Genomic DNA, 22,290 nt, shown 5'->3' on the forward strand with positions numbered 1-22,290 from the left:
AATATCTGCATGTCCGTATGTGTAGATGGTTTTTTGTGCTATATCTTTTTTACGGATAGATATTCACGAAGAGGGAAGTATGGATAAGCGAAGTGTGCATTTTATTAGTTACCCAGATTCAAGCTTGGCTCGAATTGCTGCGCATCTTTTACATCAACAATCGGCGAGCTTGTATGACATTTCGTTTGAAGTGTTAGACGATGAATTGGAATCTGAAGGGATGGAATTAGAGCGCTTCGATTATTTCGGCTACTCATTTCTTGATCCAACTAGCGAACTTGAACCAGCTTATGATTATGTGGTTGATATTAATTATGCAATGTACCGCTGCCAGAAAAGGCGGGAAGCCTACTTCAAGAATATTTACTGGGAAGTTGGCTGCAATAAAAGTGCAACACAAGTCCTGCAAGATAATGTCAATTTTTTTGTCTCTCGTTTTAACATCGTTGCGTGACATTCCAATGTGTTTGAATTAGTTATTGACTTCTATTTTATATTAAATAATATATACGCATATTCATATATAAGGGTGTAGCGATGTTGCCTCATCAATTTTTTAAATTACTTTCAGACGAAACTCGTGTGAGATGTTTACTGATTATTGCTCGTGAAAAACAAGTGTGCGTGGGGGAATTAACGCTCGCTCTTAATGAAAGCCAGCCGAAAATATCTCGCCATTTAGCGTTATTACGTTCAAGCGGAGTGGTGATTGATGTTCGCCAAGGTCAATGGGTTTTTTACCGATTGTCGAGTGAGTTACCTGGCTGGATGAGAAAACAAATTCAAGGGCTAACAGAATCTAACTGTTTAAAGAAAGCATACCAACAAGATATTTTGCGCTTATCTGAGATGGAATCACGTCCAGAGTGCTGTGTTTAGAGGAAAATAAGATGTCTATAAAAGTAGGAATAAATGGATTTGGTCGTATTGGACGTTTAGCGTTAAGAGCATCGTTTGATTGGCCTGAAATTGAATTTGTACAAATTAATGATGTGGCAGGGGATGCAGCAACGCTTGCGCATTTACTAGAATTTGATTCTGTACAGGGCCGTTGGCACCATGAAGTGACTAGCGAAGGCAATACGATTGTTATCAATGGTCAGACGATTCAAACCACAAAAGAAAAAGCCATTGATGCGGTTGATTGGTCAGGCTGTGATGTCGTGATCGAAGCGACGGGCGTTCACCGTAAAACAGAATTTCTTAATCAATATTTAGCACAAGGTGTTAAGCGTGTTGTGGTTTCAGCACCAGTAAAAGAAGAAGGTATTGCTAACATCGTTGTCGGTGTGAACGATCATATTTTTGAACCGGCAAAACATCAAATCGTAACCGCGGCGTCTTGTACCACTAACTGTATTGCGCCTGTGGTAAAAGTGATCCATGAAAAATTGGGCATCGCTCAATCCTCTTTCACTACGATTCATGATTTAACCAATACTCAAACCATTTTGGATGCACCCCATAAAGACCTTCGTCGTGCTCGCGCCTGTGGCATGAGTTTGATCCCAACCACTACTGGTTCGGCAAAAGCGATTGTTGAAATCTTCCCTGATTTAGCCGGCAAAATTGACGGCCATGCGGTTCGCGTTCCACTGGCTAACGCATCATTAACCGACATTATTTTTGATGTTGAGCGTGATACCACGGTTGAAGAGGTCAATGCATTACTAAAAGAAGCGTCTGAAAATGAACTTGAAGGCATTCTTGGTTTTGAAGCTCGTCCATTGGTTTCGATTGATTATAAAGGCGACCAACGTTCAACAATTGTTGATGCCTTGTCTACTATGGTTGTCGGTAAACGCATGGTGAAAATCTACGCTTGGTATGACAATGAAATGGGTTACGCAACGCGTACTGCAGAATTGGTTCGTAAAGTTGGCCTAGCATAAGGAAAGTTTGTTATGACGCATCCAACATGGTTACTACCACTTGAAGTGGATAATGCAGGGCTAGTATTAACGCCTTGTCCTGGAACAAAAGGTGTTGAGCTTGCTGAGAGTATTGCACAGCTTAAATCTCAAGGGGTGAGCATTATCGTTACCGCTTTAAGTGTTAAAGAGATGCAAGAAGCTGGCGTTGAACACTTACCAGAAGAAGTCGAAAAAGCCGGCCTGCAATGGTTTAACGCGCCAATTGAAGATGATCGCGCACCAGATGAAGCCTTTCATGCTCGCTGGAAGCACCTTGCACCTTCTTTACATAAAGCGGTAAATAACGGTGAAAAAGTCGCACTTCATTGCATGGGTGGTTCTGGCCGTACTGGTTTATTAGCGGCTCACCTTTTATTAGAAAAAGATTGGGAATTACCTGAAATTATTTCTCAAGTTCAAGCATTAAGACCGGGCGCTTTTACCAAACAAATTCAAATTGACTATATCAATCAGTTTGCAAAATCTGTTGCTTAATTCAACGCTGGTTTGATCAATTAATTTTTAATAATTAATAAAACCAAAAGAGCTGCCTTCTTTGGGTGGCTCTTTTTTTAAAGAGAATGATTATGCTGTCTCAAATTAATCAAAATATCCGTCAGTACATGTTGGTGACCTTTAATTACTGGAACTTCACCATTACCGATGGCGCATTGCGTATGTTGGTTGTGTTGTATTTCTATGATTTAGGCTATTCCACATTAGAGATTGCTTCTTTATTTTTGTTTTATGAATTCTTTGGTGTGGTCACGAACCTAATCGGTGGTTGGTTAGGGGCAAGGCTAGGCTTAAATAGAACCATGAATATAGGGCTAGGCATGCAGATAGTGGCTTTGGCTATGTTGGCGGTGCCGAGTGTATGGTTAACCATTCCTTGGGTGATGGCCGCGCAAGCCTTATCGGGCATTGCCAAAGACTTGAATAAAATGAGTGCTAAAAGCTCGATCAAGACCTTAGTGCCTGAAAATGCACAAGGGGCGTTGTATAAGTGGATCGCCATTCTCACCGGCTCTAAAAATGCCTTAAAAGGTGTCGGTTTCTTCATCGGTGGTGCCTTACTGTCTTTAATTGGTTTCCAATATGCGGTTGCAGCGATGGCAGGTGTGTTGCTTTTAGTCTTTATCATGAGCTTGATCTTCTTAAAAGCCGATTTAGGTAAAGCGAAAGTTAAACCTAAGTTCTCGGAGATTTTTTCTAAATCTAGCAGCGTTAACGTGTTGTCTGCGGCGCGTATGTTTTTATTCGGCGCCCGTGACGTTTGGTTTGTTATTGCACTACCGATTTACTTAGGAAGCGTATTTGGCTGGGATCATAGCTCGGTTGGTGGTTTCCTTGCCTTATGGGTAATAGCTTATGGTTTCGTTCAAGGTTTTGCACCTAAGATAACCGGAGCAAAATCAGGACAAGTTCCAGATGGAAAATCAGCGATTATCTGGGCTTTTGCACTTTCTGCAATAACGGGATTAATTGCATACAGCGTGCAAATGCAATGGAACCCTGAGCTAGTTATTGTGATTGGCTTGATGATATTTGGCGCAGTATTTGCGGTAAACTCATCGCTGCATTCTTATTTGATCGTGAGTTATGCCAAGGGTGATGGCGTTTCTTTAGATGTTGGCTTCTATTACATGGCCAATGCGATGGGACGTTTAATCGGTACTATCTTATCTGGCTGGGTATTCCAAACTTGGGGATTTGCCGCTTGCTTGTGGGTATCATTCACTTTCTTAGCGTTAACGACTCTCATTTCATTTTGGCTGCCGAGTAGAACGAATCAAAAACTCGCACAGCAGTAATGTTATCAATCAGAATCTAGTAAGGCAGGTGTACTTGGTGTACCTGCCTTATTTTTTGATTAAAAACAGACACCTCCTCCCAGGTTCCTCCTAAAAGCACCTTTATAAAAGTTACATTACCCACAAAAAATTCAAGGTAATTGCATCCTATTACATTTTATCGATTACGCTTATTGAACTACATCCATAGACTAAGCGTCTTATTCCAACTGCGCCAATAGGTTAATTGGTGTGATTTTGGTATAGACCCAAGTGATTTTAATGTTCTTTAAGGTAATATGATGAAAAAATCGATGATCGCAATAAGCTTAATGACAAGCTTATTTCTGGTAGGTTGTGGCGAAGCTGAACAGCAACAATCTGGTGCTATCGCGCCTAAAGTGGTGTTACAACCTGTGGAAACCATCGAACATCAACCTAGTAAAGCGTTTGTTGGGCGTGTTTCGGCGTTGGAAGATGTCGATATTACTGCGCAAGTTTCAGGTTACCTGAAAGAACGTCATTTCCGAGAAGGGCAAATTGTCGAAAAAGGACAATTGCTTTATTCCATTGAACCGGCTTCGTATGAAGCTCAAGTCGCCAATGCCAAAGCAGCGGTTGCTCAAGCTCAAGCAACATTAAAGCACGCGAATAACGAGTTTGCGCGCGCTAAAACTTTATTGCCAAAAGGCAGCATCTCCCGTTCTGAATATGATAATCGCCAAGCTCAACAAATGGGGGCATCGGCGCAATTAGAAGCGGCGAAAGCACAATTGAAATTGGCAGAAGTTAACCTTTCTTATACTCAAATCATCGCACCTTTTAGTGGCCGAATTGCCGACAGTAAAGTGAGCACGGGTGATTTGGTTTCGCCTGCTTCTGGTGTATTAACAACGCTAGTGAGTCTAGATCCGGTTCATGCGAGCTTTCAATTAAGTGAGCGAGATCGTTTAGAGGTTGGCGCTGAAAATTTACAAGGTGATGGTCAGTCCGGCCATCAGTCTGTGAAAGTTAAAGTGTTATTAGAAAATAACCAAGTTCATCCGCATATTGGCCAGTTAGATTTTATTGGTAACCGAATTGATATGACCACCGGCACTATTGCGGTGCGTGCTTCGGTTCCAAACCCAGACTATACCCTTCTGCCGGGGCAACATATTAATGTTGAGATTTCGACAGTAAAAACAAAACCGGCATTTGTGATCCCTCGTCGTGCGGTACAAACCGATGTGGGAGGTGATTTTGTTATGGTAGTCACTGAAGGCAATATTGCTGAGCGTCGTGATATTGAACTTGGCGTGCAAACCAGTGATGGCATTATTGTGAAAACAGGCCTTGGTGAGAATGACCGCGTGATTGTGAGCGGTTTACAACGTGTGCGTAATGGTATGGCGGTGCAATATGACAACGCTGACGCTCAAGAAAAAGCGGAGTAATCAATTATGTTAAGTCGTTTTTTTATACAGCGTCCGAAATTTGCGCTGGTTATCTCCATTATTTTATCGCTTGCTGGTGCGATGGCGTTATTCGTATTGCCCGTCGCGGAATACCCACGTATTAGTCCCCCATCTGTTAGTGTCACCGCTTTCTATACTGGCGCGAGCGCAGAAACGGTAGAACAAGCGATTGCAGACCCAATAGAAACCTCAGTTAATGGCGTAGAAGGCATGATCTATATGTCTTCCAAAAGTGCTAATGATGGTTCTTATAACTTAAATGTGACGTTTGATGTTGGTACTGATCCGGATATGGCTCAGGTCAATGTACAAAACCGCGTGACTCAAATTGAATCTAAGTTACCGCCAGAAGTGCGCTCTATTGGTGTGACTGTGAAAAAACGTTCGCCAGATATTCTTATGGTACTGAACTTTTATTCACCTGAAGGGAAGTATGATGATCAGTATTTAACCAACTATGTGAATTTGAACGTTAAAGATCAGCTTGCGCGTGTACAAGGTATCAGTGACGTTAATGTGATTGGTGGCGGTGAGTTCGCCATGCGAGTGTGGCTTGATCCTGAAAAGCTTTCTAATTTGAAGCTAACCACTTCGGATGTTTACGCCGCATTATCAGAGCAAAATATCCAAGTCGCCGCAGGTAAGATTGGTGCGCCGCCGTACAATGAGGCTACCGATGTGACATTTAACATTGTTACCAAAGGTCGTTTGGAAACGGTAGATGAATTTGAAAATGTCATGTTGCGTGCCAATAACGATGGCTCTGCCGTTTATTTGCGCGATGTCGCGCGAGTCGAACTTGGCAAGAAAATGTATGACAGCACGGGTAAATTCCGTGGGCAAGATGCATCGATTGTTGCGTTGTCTCTGCAATCTGGTGCCAATGCATTAGAAAGTGGTCAAGCGGTTATGGATACTCTTGAGCGTTTGAGCCAAAACTTCCCAGAAGGGATGAAGTTTGAAAGCAGTTACGACACGACCATTTTCGTACAAGAATCGATTAATGGGGTTGTGAAAACCTTAATTGAAGCGATTTTATTGGTGATCGCGGTGACCTATTTATTCTTAGGGAGCACGCGAGCAACTTTGATTCCTGTTGTGGCGATTCCGGTGTCGTTAATTGGTACTTTTGCCATTATGCAGATGACCGGCTTTACCATTAATACCGTGACACTGTTTGGCTTAATTTTGGCGATTGGTATTGTGGTGGATGATGCGATTTTGGTCATCGAAAATGTTGATACCATCATGCGTAAAGATCCGACATTAAGCCCGAAAAAAGCCACCTTGCAAGCAATGAAAGAAGTGACTGGGCCGATTATTACTTCGACCTTGGTACTGCTGGCGGTATTCATTCCTGTGGCAATGCTACCGGGGATTACGGGCATTATGTATCGCCAATTTGCGCTGACTATTTGTATTTCGGTTGTCATCTCGTCAATTAACGCATTAACACTTTCTCCTGCATTGTGTTCTTTGGTGTTAAAACAAGGTGGTGGTAATACCGCAAGTTGGTTTAAAGCATTTAACCGCGGTTTAGATCGCGTGACGAATGGATATGGCAAGCTTGCTGGTTACTTGGTGAAGAAATCGATCATTTTGATTGGCTTCTTTATTGTGGCGTTGGCCGCTGTGACGTATTTCAGCAAAACCACTTCAACCGCCTTTGTGCCTCAAGAAGATAAAGGGATCTTACTTGTGAACGTGCAATTGCCAGATGCGGCTTCGTTGCAGCGTACTGAAGACGTCACTGGCGACTTAATGGCATTAGTAAACCAAGAGCCGGGTGTTGAAGCAGTGACTCTGGCAAATGGTTATGCCTTTATGACTGGGGCGCTGGCATCAAATGGTGCGTCATTATTTATCAAACTGAAATCTTGGGATGAACGAGCCAAGCTAGACGGAGATAATTCGTCTTTTGCAATTTCACAACGAATTAATGGCCGAGCCGCGCAAGAGATCCCAGATGCCGTAGTCTTTACTTTAGGGCCGCCAGCGGTGCCGGGTATGGGGGCAGCTTCTGGTTTTGAGTTTGTGTTAGAAGATACTTTAGGGCGCAGTCGAACAGAGCTAGCACAATTGATGAGTGATTTTATCCAAGAGGCCAATAAGCAGCCGGAGATCTCTCATACCTTTAGTACTTTTAGAGCGAATGTACCGCACTATTATTTGGACATTGACCGTGAAAAAGCCAAACAGTTAGGTATATCGTTAACCGATATCTTTACTACTTTGCAAGGAAACTTGGGCTCAATTTACGTTAACGATTTTACGATGTTGGGTAAAAACTTCCGAGTGACTATGCAGGCTGATAGTCAGCATCGTTCTTCAATGACGGATTTAGAGCGCTTCTTTGTACGTAGTCAAAGTGGTTCTATGGTGCCATTAAGTACCTTGGTTTCTTATGAGCAGGTATTTGAACCGGATGTAGCTTGGCGTTACAACATGTACCGTTCGGCTATTATTCAAGGTCAGCCAGCAGACGGGTATTCTAGTGGTGATGCGATAGCCGCGATGGAGCGTGTTGCCGCAGAAATGCTTCCGCAAGGTTATCAGTACGAATGGACAGGAATGGCATACCAAGAAGTATTAGCGGGCAACCAAGCCATTTTTGCTTTTGCTCTGGCGTTGATATTTATCTACTTATTTATGGTGGCGCAGTATGAAAGTTGGTTAATTCCAATTTCTATCATATTGGTGGTTCCGGTCGCGACCTTAGGTTCATTTATTGCGCTTAACTTAATGGGCGTGCCACTGAACTTATATGCGCAGATTGGTTTGGTGTTGTTGATTGCCCTCGCGGCCAAAAATGCCATATTGATTGTGGAGTTTGCTAAAAATGAGCGTGAACAAAATGAGTTACCGATTGATGAGGCATCCATTAAAGGGGGCACATTACGTTTTCGTGCGGTGAATATGACATCATGGTCATTCATTCTCGGTATTTTCCCGTTAGTGTTTGCCAGTGGCGCAGGCCATATTAGTCAAAACTCATTGGGAATCTCATTAGTGGGTGGACTATTGTGCGTGCTACTTGCCGGTACATTATTGATCCCAGGCTTATATTCCATTATTCAAAAGCTGCGTGAGAAATTTCACGGCGGCAGTACTAAGTTAGAAGAGTTAGAGGATTAATTTCTCTTAACTGACGAAGGGGAGCCAGTAGTGTTGAGCTACTGGCTTTTTTTATTTTTATACTCAAGTTACTTGGTTATCAATTTCGCGTACAATCCCCTCATTGCCTCCAATTAAGATCTGAATGACTATTCCAATCAAAGATATCACTACTCCAGAAGTCACCTGTTCAAACTGCCAAGCTTGTTGTTGTCGCTTAGAAGTGATGATCATTAGTGAAACCGGTGTTCCAGAAGAGCACATTTCGTATGATCAGTGGGGTGGAGAAACCATGCTACGTTTGGATGATGGTTGGTGTTCGGCGTTAGATCGCGAAACTTATATGTGTACCATTTATGAAAACCGCCCGTGGATTTGTCGTGAATTCGAAATGGCATCGTATGAGTGTAAAGATCAGCGAATCGCAGTGATGGGGGAATAAGGGAATATTGGTTCCTGGTTCTTGGTTTATTCACTTTTGTATTTATGCAATAAGTTCCACGGTATATGGCATAAGTGATGATCTTCTGGGTGTAGGCTGAGTCTATGTTGGTGCTCTTCATCACTAGCGACGTAGTTGGTTAAAGGCAATACTTCGACTACGATTTTGTCGCTGTCAGCACGCTGTTGGATATATTCAATCGCTGCTTTTAAATGGTGAGGTTGGCCGCTATAAATACCGGTGCGATACTTTTCTCCCACATCTTGGCCTTGCTTATTTAAGCTGTACGGGTCAATGATTTCAAACAATCCCTCTAAGAGTTGCTCAATACTCACTACACTAGGATCAAAGGTCGTGCGAACGCATTCTGCATAGCCATCGTAGTCTGATTGAGTCGTGCTGCTACTGCCATTGGCGCGACCTGCTTCGGTTGCGATCACACCCGGCAAGTATTTAATAAATTCTTGCACTCCCCATAGGCAACCGCCTGCGAGATAAATGTCTTCATGATGGATATTGTTCGTCATATTGATTTCTATTCTTCGATACCAGATTAAAGTCAGTTTAACATTGCCTACCGTTTAAACTCGTGAGTCTTTTGCTTTTTCCACTGGCTTGGTGATAGCCCAGTCCAAGTTTTAAAGTGTCGGCTGAATACAGCAATATCAACATAACCGAGTTGCAGCGCCAGTTCTGTGATGGTTTGGCTGCCGTTAATAAGTTGGTGTTTAGCGATTTCTTGGCGAGTTTGTAGCAATAGCGAGCGGTAACTTTGCTGTTTATTTTTAAGCTGTGTTTGTAGGCTGCGGTGATGCATACCGAGTGCGTTGGCAATACGCTCAATGCAGCACTCTCCGGTTGGCAGTAAATGTCGGATTAGACCTTTCACTTGATCGGCTATGTCTTCAGGATAACGGCTCTGTAACTTTTGTAACCGGTGAGTGATGAGCTGATTGAGAGCTTGTTCATCTCTGTGGTTTTTGTGTGCAAGTTGTGAGGCTTTTAGCTGGATGCCATCGAAAGCTTGGTTAAAAAGCAGCGGATGACTTAACTTTTCTTTTTGTTCTTGGGTAAGCGCTGGTTCGGCCTGGCTAAAGTGCAAAGGTAGGGTATCGACTTCAACGTTTAAAAGCCCAGCCACAAACAAGGCTAAGTGATAAACGCTAAGCTGCATTAAGGGCTGAATGTTGACATCACTATCAATGTTGAGAGTGATTTTTAGCTGAATGTATTCGTCTTTACTTTGCATTTTTACTTGTACGCCATAGGCATGTAAGTAAAGGTATTCATTGGCCTTCAATAGTGCCATTTCCACGGTTTCCATGCGTGACACCAACATGGGTAGATCGCCCAATACTTCTTGAGTCTGCGTCTGAGCAAGTGTTAGCCCAAATAGCGGCTGATTAGTCTTTATCGCCGCTAAATCGAGCAGTTCCGCTAATTTTGCGTAAGAGATATAGGTATTGGGATCTCGAAACTCCGCCTGTCTTAAACCTACCTGATGCATCAGCTGTATCGGGTTATACCCCAGCTCTAATATCAGCTTTTCAAAGTGTGATGCCGCGCCACTTCGTACTAGGTGCATGGTCAATCCTGTGATTTAAGGCGAATTCCGATTCGCAATATATCAACTTTCCATCGCAAAAAATCAAGTAAAGTTCACGTTATTCACCTAGATTTGGATAACAATTCGTTAACAAGCGGATGTATAGAAAAAGCGGTGTGTCTACCATGCTTCATTTATGCCGCAACAACTCTTTATAACAAGGAAGGACGAGATGCGTTTAGTTAATAAAGTCGCCATTGTGACAGGAGCTGCTGGTGGAATTGGCCAAGCGATAATTGAAAAGCTAACTTCCGAAGGCGCTAAAGTGGTGGCGGTTGATATTTCAGCCGAAGCTTTGAAAGTTTTTGATAGCTATGGCTCGGAAAAAGTGAAGTCGCTGGCAGTGGATGTCACCGATTTTCAGCAAGTAGAAGGCATGGTTAAACAAGCTGCCGAGCAATTTGGTCAACTGGATATCATGATTAACAATGCCGGTATTGGTGCGCCTAAACCGTTATTACACCATGATCCGCGTGAAGATTTTGATCCTGTTACTCAAGTTAATCAATACGGTGTGTATTACGGCATTTTGGCGGCAGCCCGTCAGTTTCAAGCTCAATCGACTCAAGGGGTGATCATCAATACCTCGTCGGTATATGGGCAAATGGCAGCGGAGTTAACCTTCACTTATAACGTGAGTAAAGCCGCGGTAGATATGATGACCAAATGTGCGGCATTAGAGTTAGCGCCACTTGGGATCCGAGTCTGTGCGGTTGCGCCGGGTCGTGTGGATACCCCGATGCTGCGTCAATATGAAGCGATAGGGCTGTGGGAGCATATTCGCAAAGAACAAATGCGCGACATCATGACTCAACCAAAAGAAATTGCCAATGTGGTGGCGTTTCTCGCCAGTGATGAAGCGAACTGCATTAATGGTACAACGGTATCGGCATCTGACGGATTCGAAAACTTTAAGTACCCACTACTCGACAAAATCCAATAACGTTCAAAGCGTTAACTATTAGAAGCGATAACAATAATTAGGTCAGAAGACCCTAAAAGCATAATAAAAAGGAAGATAACATGAGCCTACCAGACATTATTAATCATCAAGATTTGTTGCTGACATTAAATACTCATGAAGAAAAGGTTGTGAAGGATGCACTACCAGGCGTGGACATTTACCCATTATTTTTAGATATCGAAAATGGGACTTGGGTATTGCGTGCAAAATTCAAATCGGGTGTTACTTTGCCGAAACACTTTCATACCGGGGTCGTTCATTTTTATACCTTAAGCGGCCGTTGGAATTATTTGGAATACCCAGACCAGCCTCAAACCGCAGGGAGTTACTTATACGAGCCGGGCGGTTCAATTCATACTTTCCATTGCCCGGAAGATTCAGAAGGTGCCGATGGCTTTATGGTGGTCAGTGGTGCAAATATTAACTTCGATGAAGATGGCAACCTAATGAACATCATGGATGCTGGCTGGATTGAGCAAGTGGTGATTGCCGCAGCTCAATCGCAAGGTTTAGTGCCTCGTTACTTCAAACCGGGTGGTCTTGCTAAGTTGAGCACAGATTAATATACATTAAGCGAGTAGGAGAGACTTCCATGAAAACGATGAATGCGATTGCGATGCAAGATGGGGTAGTCACACTGCAACAAGCACCTGTGCCTAAACCTGCTTCGGGGCAAGTATTGGTTCGTAGTTTAAGTTGCGGTATCTGTGGTTCCGACTTGCATATTACGCGTCATACTAGCGAGATTTTTAAGTTTTATCGTGAACTCGGGATCATGACCGATGCGCAAGATGATCAGACGCCAGTCATGTTAGGTCATGAGTTTTGTGCGGAGATCGTGGAGTTTGGGCCAGATACCCAACAAACGTTAGCGCTCGGGCAACGTGTGACTTCGGTGCCCATTTTAATGTCGCAACACGGTGCTGGAATCGGCGTGACACCGGGGCTATCGGGCGCTTATTCTGAATACTTTATTTTGGATGAAGCGCTGTTGTTGCCAGTACCAGAAGGCGTTGCGCCGGAAGCGGTGGCGTTGACGGAACCTCTAGCCGTTGGTCTGCATGCGGTGAACCGTAGTGATATTGGTGAGCAAGATACCGCGCTGGTGGTTGGTTGTGGGCCGATTGGACTTGCGGTGATTTCCGCCCTAAAACGCCGAGGCATTAAAGCGATTGTTGCCGCTGATTTACAAGAAGATAAGCTGCAACAAGCCGTGACATTTGGTGCCACCCATACGGTCAATAATAGAGAGCAAGATGAAGTGGCGTTTGCCGACGGCGTTCAAGAAGGGCGATTAGTCATTTTTGAATGTGTTGGGATTCATACTTTAATCAAAGGCTTTATCCAACGAGCACCCGCTAATGCCACGCTAGTGATCACTGGTGTACACACCGCCGATGCATCGGTTAACTATGCTTATGCAACGGTAAAAGAGCTTGATATGCGTTTCTCTTACTACTATCAGCCGCAGGAATTTGCAGAGTGTTTAGATGCGCTCGCCGCAGGAGATATTCCTTGGCAGTCGATGGTAACCGGTAAGGTTGGCATTGATGGTGTACCTAATGCATTTGAGCAATTAATGTCACCAAATAAACACGTCAAAGTGGTGATTGAACCATGGCGTAATGGCTCGCTTGAAGCGGTATAGTTTATCTATCGATACTTTTCATTGAATAAGGAATTGAGTAATCTAACGCTAAATTCATTCATGTCGGTCTAGTTATGAAATTTATTTGGTTAAAAGTACTCATTACTGTACTGGTCTTTGCTGGGCTGTTTGCTGCGGTTTATTTCAGCGTCCAAAGCGGTACCTATTAAGCCTGATGACAGTAGCGTAGTGACTGTAATAAAGAAAAGCGATGAACCTTTTATTGGGCTCATCGCTTTTTGTTTTTGGTGCGTTAACTAACGCGATATATAAAATCTAGCGAATCGGCTAAATGCGGTTATTCGTTAATTGCTTCAACCCACATAATACCAACTTCCATTTTTACCACTTTAACTTTCTGTCCTTCCATTAAAGGTTGCTCACTGCGAACTTTCCATTGAATACCAGAATAAGCGTGAGTGACATCATCGGTGTTGGCATCGACATTACCTTTTAATACAAAGGTTTGTTGAGCAAAATCAGATTGGTAGTTTTGCTTGGTTTGTCTATTTTGCAATTGCTTAAATGGCTTCCATAGTACAACGGCAAATACGATGGTTAAGATTATATTGGTCCAAATTGCATAATGTATGGTGGCATCAATCCAGCCTATGTACATGCAAAAACCGCTAATAACTAACGAGAGGCCAATAAAGAAAAAGATGAAAGTGGCAAAGCCTAAAACTACCACTTCAACAATCAGCGCAATCACGCCAACCGCCATTAATACTTGTGGTAAGTAGCTCACAATCCAATCCATAGTTAAGCCTTATTTTGTTTGTTCAGTGAGTTAATAATAGACATTCCTTGCGCAACCAGTGAACTTGCATCGGTGCCGCTGTCTGGTAGTAGAACAACCGAAGACTCTTTGGCAATCGCATGTTTGGCTTCAATCGCTTTAGTTGCCAAATCAAGCTGAATGGCTTTTTGACCTTCTTCAGTATTGGCGGCATCACCTACGGTTTTCAGAGCTTCGGCCTGTGCGTTTGCCACGGCAATAATGGCTTTGGCTTCACCTTCGGCTTTTAAAATTTGTTCGGTTTTATCCGCTTCTGCTGCCAGTACTTGCGCTTGCTTTTTACCTTCTGCAACGTTGATTGCGGCTTGACGGTCACCTTCTGATTCTAGAATTTGTGCACGCTTAACACGTTCGGCTTTCATCTGAGCTTCCATGGATTCCATGATAGATTGCGGCGGCACAATGTCTTTAATTTCATAACGTAGTACTTGAATGCCCCAAGGTTCAGCGGCGACGTTAATTGCCGAAACAATGTTGGTATTTAGCACGTCACGTTCTTCAAAGGTTTTGTCTAATTCCATCTTACCGAGTTCAGAACGCATCGTCGTTTGAGCTAGCTGAGTTACCGCAAAAGCATAGTCATCCACACCATAAGTCGCTTTATAAGCATCAAGCACGCGGAAATACAGCACGCCATCGACAACTAAAGAAATGTTATCGCGAGTGATGGCTGACTGAGAAGGCACGTCTTGAGCTTGTTCTTTTAAGCTGCGAACCGCTGAGATGCGATCAATAAAAGGGATGATGAAGTTAATGCCAGCAATTTTTGTCGATTGGAATTTACCAAATCGCTCAACCACCCAAGCCTGGTTTTGTGGCACAAATTTAATGCTGCTTTTTAATATCACAACAACAAGAATAAATAGAACAACAGGGACGATGTTGTCGAATATCAGATCAAGTGGGTAGTTCATGGCATATTCCTTTAATAATTATGTATAAAGCTAGTTTACGGCTATTTACGATAATTAGCTTGTTTGTTTTGGAATGTTGGATGAGAAAGGGGAGGTTTTTCGAAATTAGAATGTAAAAATGTCGCTGATAAGCAAAAATGATAACAGGGTAACCAATGCTACCCTGTGAAATAGGATGGTCGCTAGACTTAACGCAGGTTTTCCAGTTGTTGAATAGTCGCTAAAATTTCTGGCGTTAAATTGGCTTTTTGATTGGTTTTAAAATCAAACATCACTACGGTAGCGCTGCCGAGGGTAGTGATCTTATTGAGCTTCTTACTGACTATCTGATATTTCATGGTGAAACGGTCATCTTGTAAATCAGTGATTTTTGTTCCGACTAATAGAGTATCTGGGAAAGTGACTGGCATTTTATAGCGGCAACTGGTTTCTGCCACCACTGGGCCGACTTGAGTAATGGCGATATTTTCCATTAAATCGATGTGTTTGAAATAATCAATTCGTGCGGTTTCAAAGTAGCGAAAATAGGTCACATTATTAACGTGCTGTAGTGCATCCATTTCGCCCCAAGCCACAGGGATCTCTGTTACAACCGGAAAGCCATCAAGTAAATGATTCATTGCTCTTATCCTTAAAAGTCAAACGTGTGTTTAAGATAAGTTCACGCTTTTATTTATACAATCTTGTTGTATTAAAAGCGTGAAATAACAGGCTATAAATCTTTCATCAACTTTTTGGCTGCTTGAATCCCCATTTGGTAACCAATATCCAGCCGTGCTCTATTTTTAGTTAAGCGGCCAACAGGGAAATCATCTGGTGGTGCAATCACATGAATGGTGCAATCTTTTGGTGGAGATTGAATAAACTCGATACTTTTATTGTAGTTTTCGGCACGTTTTAGCGCCGATTCCGCAAGTTTTGGATTTTGAGCTAAAAATTTACGGGTTAACCATGGCATTTTGGAAGGCTTTTTCAAGTAGCCAAGTGGTCGAGATAAAATCACTGTGATTTCTCTTGCGCCCATTTTGTAAGCTTGCTCAACCGGAATAGAATCGGCGACACCGCCATCGGTCATGGGAATGCCATTTATCACAGGGTAGTCGCGATAAGCAACTGGCACCGAGCAAGAGGCTTTTAATAGTTCGACAACATTATCTGGGGTTGATTGAATATAGTGCGCTTGACCAGTATGAATATCGGTTGTGACCACATACAAGGGAGTAGGTTGCTGGTGGAGTCGATCAGTATCAATGGGAATTTCATCAATCGTGATATCCCATAACCAATCGAGATCAAGCCAGTGCCCGCCGCGGACAAAACGTTTGAAATTAATGAATTCTGGTCGGCAAGAGTAGTCGGTAATGACTTTATAAGTTCGATTTTTTTGTTGAGCAAGCCATGAAGCTAAACTAGTCGAACCCGCTGAAACACCGATGCAAAAGTCAAATGAACTATAGCTGTCATCAATGAATTGGTCTAAAACCCCAGCGGAAAAAATACCACGCATCGCGCCACCTTCAACAACTAGCGCCTTTTGCATACAACGATCCTGCATAAAATGTTCCTCAAAGCTCAATCGCCACCAATGTAACCAAATATTTCCCCAATATAAACCTTATAAAGAGTGATGATTTGTTATTTTTGATGGTAGAATGTGGAAAATTTTTACAGAGTTGGACCATGAATAAAGTTTTTCAATCTTTAACTGAACAGATGCGCATCACCGAGCATGATATTGAACGCCGAAAAGTTTTCATGTCTTTTGGTAAAAATGATGTGACTTTACTCAAGGAAGCAAGAGTCTGGATGGAACCACTGGTAATGGATATCGTTCGCCAGTTTTATATTTTACAAACAGCTATTCCTGAAATTTCACTAATAATTGGTGATAGGGAAACGTTAAATAATTTGCATAAAGGCATGCAGAGATATATTCGACAAATTTTTCAAGGACAATATGACCTGGATTATGTGGAAACACGTTTACGAATAGGCAAAGTGCATCATCGTATAGGCGTAAGTCCAAAGCTTTATTTGTCGGGTATTAATCAACTTCAACTATTGTTAGAAGATGTGATTGATGATCACGGTGAAAAAAATAATGTTACTACTAAAGACTTAAAACAAGCGGTTCGTAAGCTTTTATATTTTGATAACCAGTTTGTTTTTGATACTTATATTTCGTCATTACAACTTGAAGTTGAGTCAGCGAATGTTCAACTTGAGGAGTATGCTTCTCGTTTAGAAGATCAAGTTGCCGAAAGAACACGTGAACTGACAGAGTTATCTTTGAAAGATCCATTGACCAACCTTTATAATCAACGAGCTTTCTATGAGCAGTTGGAAAAAGGGTGTGCTCAAGTTGAACGTGTTAACGGTCACTATTCTTTGTTATATATTGATGTCAATAAATTCAAAACTATCAATGATACTAAAGGGCATAAGGTTGGTGATGAAATTCTGATGGCAGTTGCAGAGGCCATTTCATCAACGGTTCGCATGCAAGAAACGGCATCTCGATATGGTGGTGATGAATTCTGTATTTTATTGCCAAACACCAAAGCGGAAAATCTAATCTATTATTGTGAACGCTTATTTGGCGCATTTGATAAGATTAAGCCGTTGGATGTAACGTTAAGCGTAGGTGGGGCAGAGATGTCACCAGCCGCTGGCTACAATATCGATGACCTGATTATTCGTGCTGATAAACAAATGTATCTTGCCAAACAAGAAGCACATGCAACAGGTAAAAATCAGTTAAGAGTTGAAGTGAAAACGGTAGAAAAAGCATAAATCTTCCAGTGAGATGACTTCAAGGCCAGAGCAAGTGAATTGCTCTGGCTTTTTTCGTTTTGGTTCGAACCTTTATGGTGATCAGTTACTTATTGCGATTGGTTTTAGCTATCTTGAACTTTTAAGATGGTGACAAAAGCGAGAGCAGTGAGGATCAGAGAAGCCCAGAATACGGCTTGGAAACTGTAAAGGTCTGCAATCGTGCCGGCAAACACACCCCCTAATACACCTCCCGTTTTAATCGCATTGGAATAAAGAGTAGTGATTTGTCCCATTTTCTTTGGTTTTAAGTCTTGGAAATACGAAATACCCAATGCCGCGGTAACCCCAATAAAAATTCCGTTTAGAAGTTGCAAGAAAACAAAACCAATAAAGCTGGTGTTTAAAATAATTCCAACATAAAACAAGCTACCTGCTAATATGGCCACAGAAATGATGCGTTTCTTGCCAAAGCGTAGAGCATAACGACCAGCTAACAGCATGATTGGGATTTCAATAAAGGCAGCGGTTCCCATCATAATACCGGCAGCCGATGAATCTAAATTCATTTCATGAGTGATGTATAACGGCATACTAATGATGTACATGTTGTTGGCGCAGTACATAAACACGAATGACAGAGCCAATAGCAGAATGTTTTTATCACGCCAAATCGAGTCACTAGGATCAAATTGATTATGCTTCGGCGTCGGTTCAATTTGTGGCAAAGCAAAATGCGCAACTAAACATAAAATGATAAACATGCTGGCGGCGAGTAAAAATAATTGGGTAAAGCCGATGCCCGTTGCAATGAAAAACGCAATCGGCGGCCCAATGACCCAACCAAGAGAGATTTGAGCCCTGAGTAGTGAACTAAAGGTTTCAGAGGTGTGGGTTCTTCGGTCTAAGATTTCTCTGGCAAGCGCAAATACTTGCGGGATAGAAGCGGAAGTTGTGCTGACAAAAATGGCCGATGTAGCGAGTAAAACCCAGTAGTTACGGTTAAATGCAAAGACGATAAACCCTATCGCACCCATTATATTACAGATCAGAATGAGCTTTTTACGATCGACCCCTTGATCAGACCACCAACCAATCACTTGGCTTACCAATACCCCTGAAATCGTCATTACCATGAAAAACACCCCAATGAGAAAAGGGCGAGCGCCAACTTCTTCGGAGATAAACAAACTCATGGTAGGCATGGTAAACGCCCCTGCAATACCTACAAAAAAGCAAGTAAACAGCAAGGATACGGAAGTTTGATCAGGTTGATTCCCCGGAAAAAGGGAATAGAGCATTTTTTTCATAAGATTCTAAAGGGAAGCTTGGGAAATTAGATAAGTGCATGATAGCAAAGCGATGATTGAATAATAACCACTAGTTACATTATTGTTGAAAATTAATGTTATCAATAGCAAGAATGTTTATAGCAGGGCTAGAATTTATCAATGGAAGTCTCATAATGGAATGAAGAATTTGATTGGAGCAAAAAATTTATGGATGAAAATAATACACCGTTGTTAAATTTACGAACCCTTACTCCTGACGATTACCAAGAACTGGCAGCCTTAATGGATCTAGTCTTCCCTGATGTAGGCGGGGCTTGGCCAGAGTCGACCATTATGGATTTGGTGACCCAATTTCCAGATGGGCAAATTTGTATTGAAGACAGTGGAAAAATGATTGGCGCGGCGTTGACGATGAAGGTGGATTATAGCCGCTTTAGTTTGCCGCATAAGAATAGCGATTTGGTTAATGCCAATGATGTTGTTCAGCATAACCCTAAAGGGGATGCGATATACGGATTAGATGTGTTCGTGCATCCTGATTATCGAGGCTTACGCTTAGGTCGCCGTTTATATGAAGCGCGTAAAGAAATGTGTCGCGCGAATAACTTAAAAGCGATTTTGACTGGTGGCCGTATTCCGGGCTTTAAGCAATATTCCGATCAAATGAGAGTCAGTGAATATATCGATAAGGTTAAGCGCCAAGAGATTCATGATCCTATCCTATCTTTCCAGCTTTCCAATGACTTTGATATTAAGCGTTTAATGCGTGGTTATTTACCCGAAGACGACAAATCACAAGGCTACGGCACGTTACTTGAGTGGGATAATATCTTTTATGAAGAAGAGGCTGACTCGATTCATGGAACGGAAAAAAGCATTGTCCGTATTGGGGTAGTGCAGTGGCAAATGCGCCATGTGATGTCGCTAGATGATCTGGTTAATCAAGCTGAATTCTTTATTACTTCTCTTGCAAATTACCAGTCTGACTTTGCGTTATTCCCTGAGTTTTTCAGTGCGCCGCTAATGGGGCTTGCTCCTGATCTACGTTCTGTCGAAGCGATGCGCTATTTGAGTGAGTACTCGGATGAAATTATTCAGCGTTTTTCTCACCTAGCCGTGACGTATAACATCAATATCATTGCTGGTAGTCTACCCATTCAGCAAGATGGAAAGATGTACAACGTTGCATACATGTTACACCGTGACGGAAGTATTGAAGAGCAATACAAAATACACATTACCCCGCATGAAGAATGGGACTGGGTTATTGAGGGCGGCGATAAAGTTAAAGTGATTGAAACGGATGCCGGTAAAGTGGGTATTTTGATTTGTTACGATGTGGAGTTCCCAGAACTAGGCCGTATGCTCGCCGAGCAAGGTGTACAAATTCTGTTTGTTCCATTTTGGACTGATACTAAAAATGGTTATTTGCGAGTGCGTATTTGTGCTCAGGCACGAGCGATTGAAAACGAATGTTATGTAGCGATCAGTGGTAGTGTCGGTAACTTGCCTCGCGTAGATAACGTGGACATTCAATATGCCCAATCGGCGGTATTTTCACCATCGGATGTTTATTTCCCGCATGATGCAATCATTGCCGAAGCCGATCCAAATACCGAGATGATGATTTATGCCGATGTCGATTTATCGAAACTGAAACTTTTGCATAGTGAAGGTTCGGTGACTAACTTGAAGCATCGCCGCCCTGAGCTTTATCAATTCTCTCCAGTGAATGAGACTAGAAAAAAGTAAATGAGCAATAAATGAATAGGGTTTATGTCAATGGAATCCGAGAGCCGGATCACCCATTGGCATAATCTATTAATAAAATTGTTCAAATCCATTTAGTAAAATCAAGAAATTAGGCGACACTTAGAGATATAGACTCAAATATTATAATGATAACAATCTCAAGGAGTACTTTATGCCATCATTAAAAGTTCGAGATTACATGCGCCCTAGAGCGGTAACCTTTACCGTTGATATGTCGTTGTCTACTGCATTGGATAAAGTATTGAACGCGATTAATATCGGCGGTCCAGTGGTTAACGATAGAAATGAAGTAGTAGGCTTTCTGTCAGAGCAAGATTTACTCAACCGATTGGTTCAAGTAAGTTACCACTGCCAAGATACTCATGTAGTTGGCGATTGTATGCGAACCGAACCTTTGACTATTAGCCCTGAAATGTCAGTGATTGAATTGGCTAATATGATGCAAGAAGGTAAGCCAAAAGTGTACCCAGTGGTGGAAAACAAAAAGCTGGTGGGGATTATCTCTCGTCGTGAGGTACTAAAAGCGGTGAGTGATAACTTAGATAATTGCTTTAAGCATCCAGTTTGATTTTCAGAGTCATAGGGAATCTCAGCGGATAAGATACTCAACGAGGTCGCATGTAATAGTGCGGCCTTTTTTCATAGTGAGATCTGAATATTGTGTGATGCCAACCGTTTTTCTATGATTAATGATAGCTGCGTTTCATTGTTGATGTGATTGGTGTCACTTATTTGTGAGGTGTTCTCAATTAGAGTAGCGCCAATGGTTTTTTAGAGAAGAATGACGATTCATCTTCTTTTATACCCAAAGTAATTGAAATTGCAGTGAGGCGACAAGTGAATGAAGCCCCATGAGTATAGCTTGCCTATTCGATTGGGGTGAATGAACGCTGGCAACAAAGCTGCAGCTTCAAGTACGACGGGTATAGTTATTCACTTTTTAGTTATTAATAATACTTTCTAGTAAAAGTAAGGAGCAGATCGTGGCACCAGCAGATACTCAAAATGTTTTTCACCTAGGTGTAAATAAGCAAGACCTTAATGGCGCAACATTAGCAATTATTCCGGGCGATCCCGCTCGCGTTGAAAAAATTGCTAATTTAATGGATGAGCCTGAGTTCTTAGCCAGCCACCGTGAATATACTGTGTTTCGCGCCAAACTAGAGGGTAAATCTGTAGTGGTGTGTTCTACCGGTATTGGTGGTCCTTCAACCTCGATTGCTGTGGAAGAGCTAGCTCAGCTAGGCGTTCGTACTTTCTTACGTGTCGGCACTACTGGCGCAATTCAGCCGCATCTTAATGTGGGTGACATGATTGTGACGACAGGTTCAGTTCGTCTTGATGGTGCTAGTCTGCATTTCGCTCCGATGGAATTCCCTGCGGTTGCTGATTTTGATGTGGCAACTGCCATGAAACAAGCGGCGATTGATTCAGGCTGTACGGTTCATACTGGCGTGACTGCATCAAGTGATACTTTCTACCCAGGCCAAGAGCGTTACGATACGTTCACCGGTCGCGTGGTTTCTCGTTTCCAAGGCTCAATGAAAGAGTGGCAGGAAATGGGCGTATTAAACTTTGAAATGGAATCGGCTACTTTGCTAACCATGTGCGCAAGCTCAGGTCTGAAAGCGGGTTGTGTTGCGGGCGTGATTGTAAACCGTAGCCAAGATGAAATCCCAGATCACGAGAAGCTAAAGCAAGCGGAAATTAACTCGATTAAAGTGGTCGTGGAAGCGGCGAGAAAAATGCTTTAAATCGTTCTGATTTGTGAGTAAAAAAGAGCTCAGATAGACAAGTGAAATG

The 22,290-nt window shown here is 42.4% G+C and carries 22 protein-coding genes; 15 read left to right on the forward strand and 7 right to left on the reverse strand.

Features of this window, described 5'->3' with window-relative positions; translation table 11 throughout:
* The first annotated feature begins 79 nt into the window (after window positions 1–79).
* The 8 genes from L3V25_RS11385 to L3V25_RS11420 all read left to right on the forward strand — a co-directional run bounded on the left by L3V25_RS11385 (window position 80) and on the right by L3V25_RS11420 (window position 8,719).
* Window positions 80–454 carry a hypothetical protein gene (locus tag L3V25_RS11385; RefSeq protein WP_237295460.1) on the forward strand — a complete coding sequence of 125 codons (375 nt, stop codon included), beginning with the start codon at window positions 80–82 and terminating at the stop codon, window positions 452–454.
* Between the two features lie 83 nt (window positions 455–537).
* Entirely contained in the window at window positions 538–879 is a 342-nt protein-coding gene (locus tag L3V25_RS11390) for a metalloregulator ArsR/SmtB family transcription factor (RefSeq protein ID WP_237295461.1), read from the forward strand.
* Window positions 880–890: 11 nt separating this feature from the next.
* The gene (locus L3V25_RS11395) at window positions 891–1,892 is read left to right on the forward strand and encodes an ArsJ-associated glyceraldehyde-3-phosphate dehydrogenase (protein WP_237295462.1); all 1,002 of its coding nucleotides are present in this window, start codon (window positions 891–893) and stop codon (window positions 1,890–1,892) included.
* 12 nt (window positions 1,893–1,904) lie between these two features.
* Window positions 1,905–2,408, forward strand: coding sequence for a cyclin-dependent kinase inhibitor 3 family protein (locus tag L3V25_RS11400; protein WP_237295463.1), 504 nt, complete (start codon window positions 1,905–1,907; stop codon window positions 2,406–2,408).
* 86 nt (window positions 2,409–2,494) lie between these two features.
* Window positions 2,495–3,727 (forward strand): organoarsenical effux MFS transporter ArsJ, encoded by a 1,233-nt coding sequence (arsJ, locus tag L3V25_RS11405; RefSeq protein WP_237295464.1) that lies wholly within the window; start codon window positions 2,495–2,497, stop codon window positions 3,725–3,727.
* Window positions 3,728–4,005: 278 nt separating this feature from the next.
* Window positions 4,006–5,142, forward strand: coding sequence for an efflux RND transporter periplasmic adaptor subunit (locus tag L3V25_RS11410; RefSeq protein WP_237295465.1), 1,137 nt, complete (start codon window positions 4,006–4,008; stop codon window positions 5,140–5,142).
* A 6-nt stretch (window positions 5,143–5,148) separates the two neighbouring features.
* Window positions 5,149–8,298 (forward strand): multidrug efflux RND transporter permease subunit, encoded by a 3,150-nt coding sequence (locus L3V25_RS11415; protein WP_237295466.1) that lies wholly within the window; start codon window positions 5,149–5,151, stop codon window positions 8,296–8,298.
* 124 nt (window positions 8,299–8,422) lie between these two features.
* The gene (locus L3V25_RS11420) at window positions 8,423–8,719 is read left to right on the forward strand and encodes a YkgJ family cysteine cluster protein (RefSeq protein WP_027696184.1); all 297 of its coding nucleotides are present in this window, start codon (window positions 8,423–8,425) and stop codon (window positions 8,717–8,719) included.
* Window positions 8,720–8,745: 26 nt separating this feature from the next.
* Here L3V25_RS11420 and L3V25_RS11425 read toward each other — a convergent pair whose 3' ends face one another.
* Both L3V25_RS11425 and L3V25_RS11430 read right to left on the reverse strand, forming a co-directional pair.
* Entirely contained in the window at window positions 8,746–9,246 is a 501-nt protein-coding gene (locus L3V25_RS11425; protein ID WP_237295467.1) for a peptide-methionine (S)-S-oxide reductase, read from the reverse strand.
* Between the two features lie 47 nt (window positions 9,247–9,293).
* The gene (locus L3V25_RS11430) at window positions 9,294–10,304 is read right to left on the reverse strand and encodes an AraC family transcriptional regulator (protein WP_237295468.1); all 1,011 of its coding nucleotides are present in this window, start codon (window positions 10,302–10,304) and stop codon (window positions 9,294–9,296) included.
* A gap of 193 nt (window positions 10,305–10,497) precedes the next feature.
* Here L3V25_RS11430 and L3V25_RS11435 point away from each other — a divergent pair, with 193 nt between their 5' ends.
* The 3 genes from L3V25_RS11435 to L3V25_RS11445 all read left to right on the forward strand — a co-directional run bounded on the left by L3V25_RS11435 (window position 10,498) and on the right by L3V25_RS11445 (window position 12,937).
* The gene (locus tag L3V25_RS11435; protein ID WP_237295469.1) at window positions 10,498–11,268 is read left to right on the forward strand and encodes an SDR family oxidoreductase; all 771 of its coding nucleotides are present in this window, start codon (window positions 10,498–10,500) and stop codon (window positions 11,266–11,268) included.
* 80 nt (window positions 11,269–11,348) lie between these two features.
* Window positions 11,349–11,852 (forward strand): 2,4'-dihydroxyacetophenone dioxygenase family protein, encoded by a 504-nt coding sequence (locus L3V25_RS11440; protein ID WP_237295470.1) that lies wholly within the window; start codon window positions 11,349–11,351, stop codon window positions 11,850–11,852.
* 29 nt (window positions 11,853–11,881) lie between these two features.
* Window positions 11,882–12,937, forward strand: a complete 1,056-nt coding sequence (locus L3V25_RS11445) for a zinc-binding dehydrogenase (RefSeq protein WP_237295471.1) — start codon at window positions 11,882–11,884, stop codon at window positions 12,935–12,937.
* A 298-nt stretch (window positions 12,938–13,235) separates the two neighbouring features.
* Here L3V25_RS11445 and L3V25_RS11450 read toward each other — a convergent pair whose 3' ends face one another.
* The 4 genes from L3V25_RS11450 to L3V25_RS11465 all read right to left on the reverse strand — a co-directional run bounded on the left by L3V25_RS11450 (window position 13,236) and on the right by L3V25_RS11465 (window position 16,205).
* Complete coding sequence (locus tag L3V25_RS11450) at window positions 13,236–13,697, reverse strand: NfeD family protein (RefSeq protein ID WP_237295472.1); 462 nt, start codon at window positions 13,695–13,697, stop codon at window positions 13,236–13,238.
* Window positions 13,698–13,699: 2 nt separating this feature from the next.
* Window positions 13,700–14,650 (reverse strand): slipin family protein, encoded by a 951-nt coding sequence (locus tag L3V25_RS11455; RefSeq protein WP_237295473.1) that lies wholly within the window; start codon window positions 14,648–14,650, stop codon window positions 13,700–13,702.
* Window positions 14,651–14,838: 188 nt separating this feature from the next.
* Window positions 14,839–15,270: a thioesterase family protein gene (locus L3V25_RS11460; RefSeq protein ID WP_237295474.1), complete on the reverse strand. Its 432-nt coding sequence runs from the start codon at window positions 15,268–15,270 to the stop codon at window positions 14,839–14,841.
* 92 nt (window positions 15,271–15,362) lie between these two features.
* Entirely contained in the window at window positions 15,363–16,205 is an 843-nt protein-coding gene (locus L3V25_RS11465) for a patatin family protein (RefSeq protein ID WP_237295475.1), read from the reverse strand.
* A 125-nt stretch (window positions 16,206–16,330) separates the two neighbouring features.
* On the opposite strand from L3V25_RS11465, the gene L3V25_RS11470 reads away from it, so the two are divergent.
* Window positions 16,331–17,443, forward strand: coding sequence for a GGDEF domain-containing protein (locus tag L3V25_RS11470; RefSeq protein WP_237295476.1), 1,113 nt, complete (start codon window positions 16,331–16,333; stop codon window positions 17,441–17,443).
* A 104-nt stretch (window positions 17,444–17,547) separates the two neighbouring features.
* Here L3V25_RS11470 and L3V25_RS11475 read toward each other — a convergent pair whose 3' ends face one another.
* The gene (locus L3V25_RS11475) at window positions 17,548–18,732 is read right to left on the reverse strand and encodes a sugar efflux transporter (protein ID WP_237295477.1); all 1,185 of its coding nucleotides are present in this window, start codon (window positions 18,730–18,732) and stop codon (window positions 17,548–17,550) included.
* Window positions 18,733–18,921: 189 nt separating this feature from the next.
* On the opposite strand from L3V25_RS11475, the gene L3V25_RS11480 reads away from it, so the two are divergent.
* The 3 genes from L3V25_RS11480 to udp all read left to right on the forward strand — a co-directional run bounded on the left by L3V25_RS11480 (window position 18,922) and on the right by udp (window position 22,241).
* Window positions 18,922–20,466, forward strand: coding sequence for a bifunctional GNAT family N-acetyltransferase/carbon-nitrogen hydrolase family protein (locus L3V25_RS11480; protein ID WP_237295478.1), 1,545 nt, complete (start codon window positions 18,922–18,924; stop codon window positions 20,464–20,466).
* A gap of 172 nt (window positions 20,467–20,638) precedes the next feature.
* Complete coding sequence (locus tag L3V25_RS11485) at window positions 20,639–21,055, forward strand: CBS domain-containing protein (protein WP_027696172.1); 417 nt, start codon at window positions 20,639–20,641, stop codon at window positions 21,053–21,055.
* Between the two features lie 415 nt (window positions 21,056–21,470).
* Window positions 21,471–22,241 (forward strand): uridine phosphorylase, encoded by a 771-nt coding sequence (gene udp, locus L3V25_RS11490; protein WP_237295479.1) that lies wholly within the window; start codon window positions 21,471–21,473, stop codon window positions 22,239–22,241.
* Window positions 22,242–22,290: the final 49 nt, after the last annotated feature.

This window comes from Vibrio sp. CK2-1 (genome assembly GCF_021726515.1).
Taxonomy (GTDB): Bacteria; Pseudomonadota; Gammaproteobacteria; order Enterobacterales; family Vibrionaceae; genus Vibrio.

Bases quoted from the DNA above. Each gene is read 5' to 3' on its own strand.
- L3V25_RS11385 (WP_237295460.1), top strand. From the start codon at position 80: ATGGATAAGCGAAGTGTGCATTTTATTAGTTACCCAGATTCAAGCTTG.
- L3V25_RS11390 (WP_237295461.1), top strand. From the start codon at position 538: ATGTTGCCTCATCAATTTTTTAAATTACTTTCAGACGAAACTCGTGTG.
- L3V25_RS11395 (WP_237295462.1), top strand. From the start codon at position 891: ATGTCTATAAAAGTAGGAATAAATGGATTTGGTCGTATTGGACGTTTA.
- L3V25_RS11400 (WP_237295463.1), top strand. From the start codon at position 1,905: ATGACGCATCCAACATGGTTACTACCACTTGAAGTGGATAATGCAGGG.
- arsJ (WP_237295464.1), top strand. From the start codon at position 2,495: ATGATTATGCTGTCTCAAATTAATCAAAATATCCGTCAGTACATGTTG.
- L3V25_RS11410 (WP_237295465.1), top strand. From the start codon at position 4,006: ATGATGAAAAAATCGATGATCGCAATAAGCTTAATGACAAGCTTATTT.
- L3V25_RS11415 (WP_237295466.1), top strand. From the start codon at position 5,149: ATGTTAAGTCGTTTTTTTATACAGCGTCCGAAATTTGCGCTGGTTATC.
- L3V25_RS11420 (WP_027696184.1), top strand. From the start codon at position 8,423: ATGACTATTCCAATCAAAGATATCACTACTCCAGAAGTCACCTGTTCA.
- L3V25_RS11425 (WP_237295467.1), bottom strand. From the start codon at position 9,246: ATGACGAACAATATCCATCATGAAGACATTTATCTCGCAGGCGGTTGC.
- L3V25_RS11430 (WP_237295468.1), bottom strand. From the start codon at position 10,304: ATGCACCTAGTACGAAGTGGCGCGGCATCACACTTTGAAAAGCTGATA.
- L3V25_RS11435 (WP_237295469.1), top strand. From the start codon at position 10,498: ATGCGTTTAGTTAATAAAGTCGCCATTGTGACAGGAGCTGCTGGTGGA.
- L3V25_RS11440 (WP_237295470.1), top strand. From the start codon at position 11,349: ATGAGCCTACCAGACATTATTAATCATCAAGATTTGTTGCTGACATTA.
- L3V25_RS11445 (WP_237295471.1), top strand. From the start codon at position 11,882: ATGAAAACGATGAATGCGATTGCGATGCAAGATGGGGTAGTCACACTG.
- L3V25_RS11450 (WP_237295472.1), bottom strand. From the start codon at position 13,697: ATGGATTGGATTGTGAGCTACTTACCACAAGTATTAATGGCGGTTGGC.
- L3V25_RS11455 (WP_237295473.1), bottom strand. From the start codon at position 14,650: ATGAACTACCCACTTGATCTGATATTCGACAACATCGTCCCTGTTGTT.
- L3V25_RS11460 (WP_237295474.1), bottom strand. From the start codon at position 15,270: ATGAATCATTTACTTGATGGCTTTCCGGTTGTAACAGAGATCCCTGTG.
- L3V25_RS11465 (WP_237295475.1), bottom strand. From the start codon at position 16,205: ATGCAGGATCGTTGTATGCAAAAGGCGCTAGTTGTTGAAGGTGGCGCG.
- L3V25_RS11470 (WP_237295476.1), top strand. From the start codon at position 16,331: ATGAATAAAGTTTTTCAATCTTTAACTGAACAGATGCGCATCACCGAG.
- L3V25_RS11475 (WP_237295477.1), bottom strand. From the start codon at position 18,732: ATGAAAAAAATGCTCTATTCCCTTTTTCCGGGGAATCAACCTGATCAA.
- L3V25_RS11480 (WP_237295478.1), top strand. From the start codon at position 18,922: ATGGATGAAAATAATACACCGTTGTTAAATTTACGAACCCTTACTCCT.
- L3V25_RS11485 (WP_027696172.1), top strand. From the start codon at position 20,639: ATGCCATCATTAAAAGTTCGAGATTACATGCGCCCTAGAGCGGTAACC.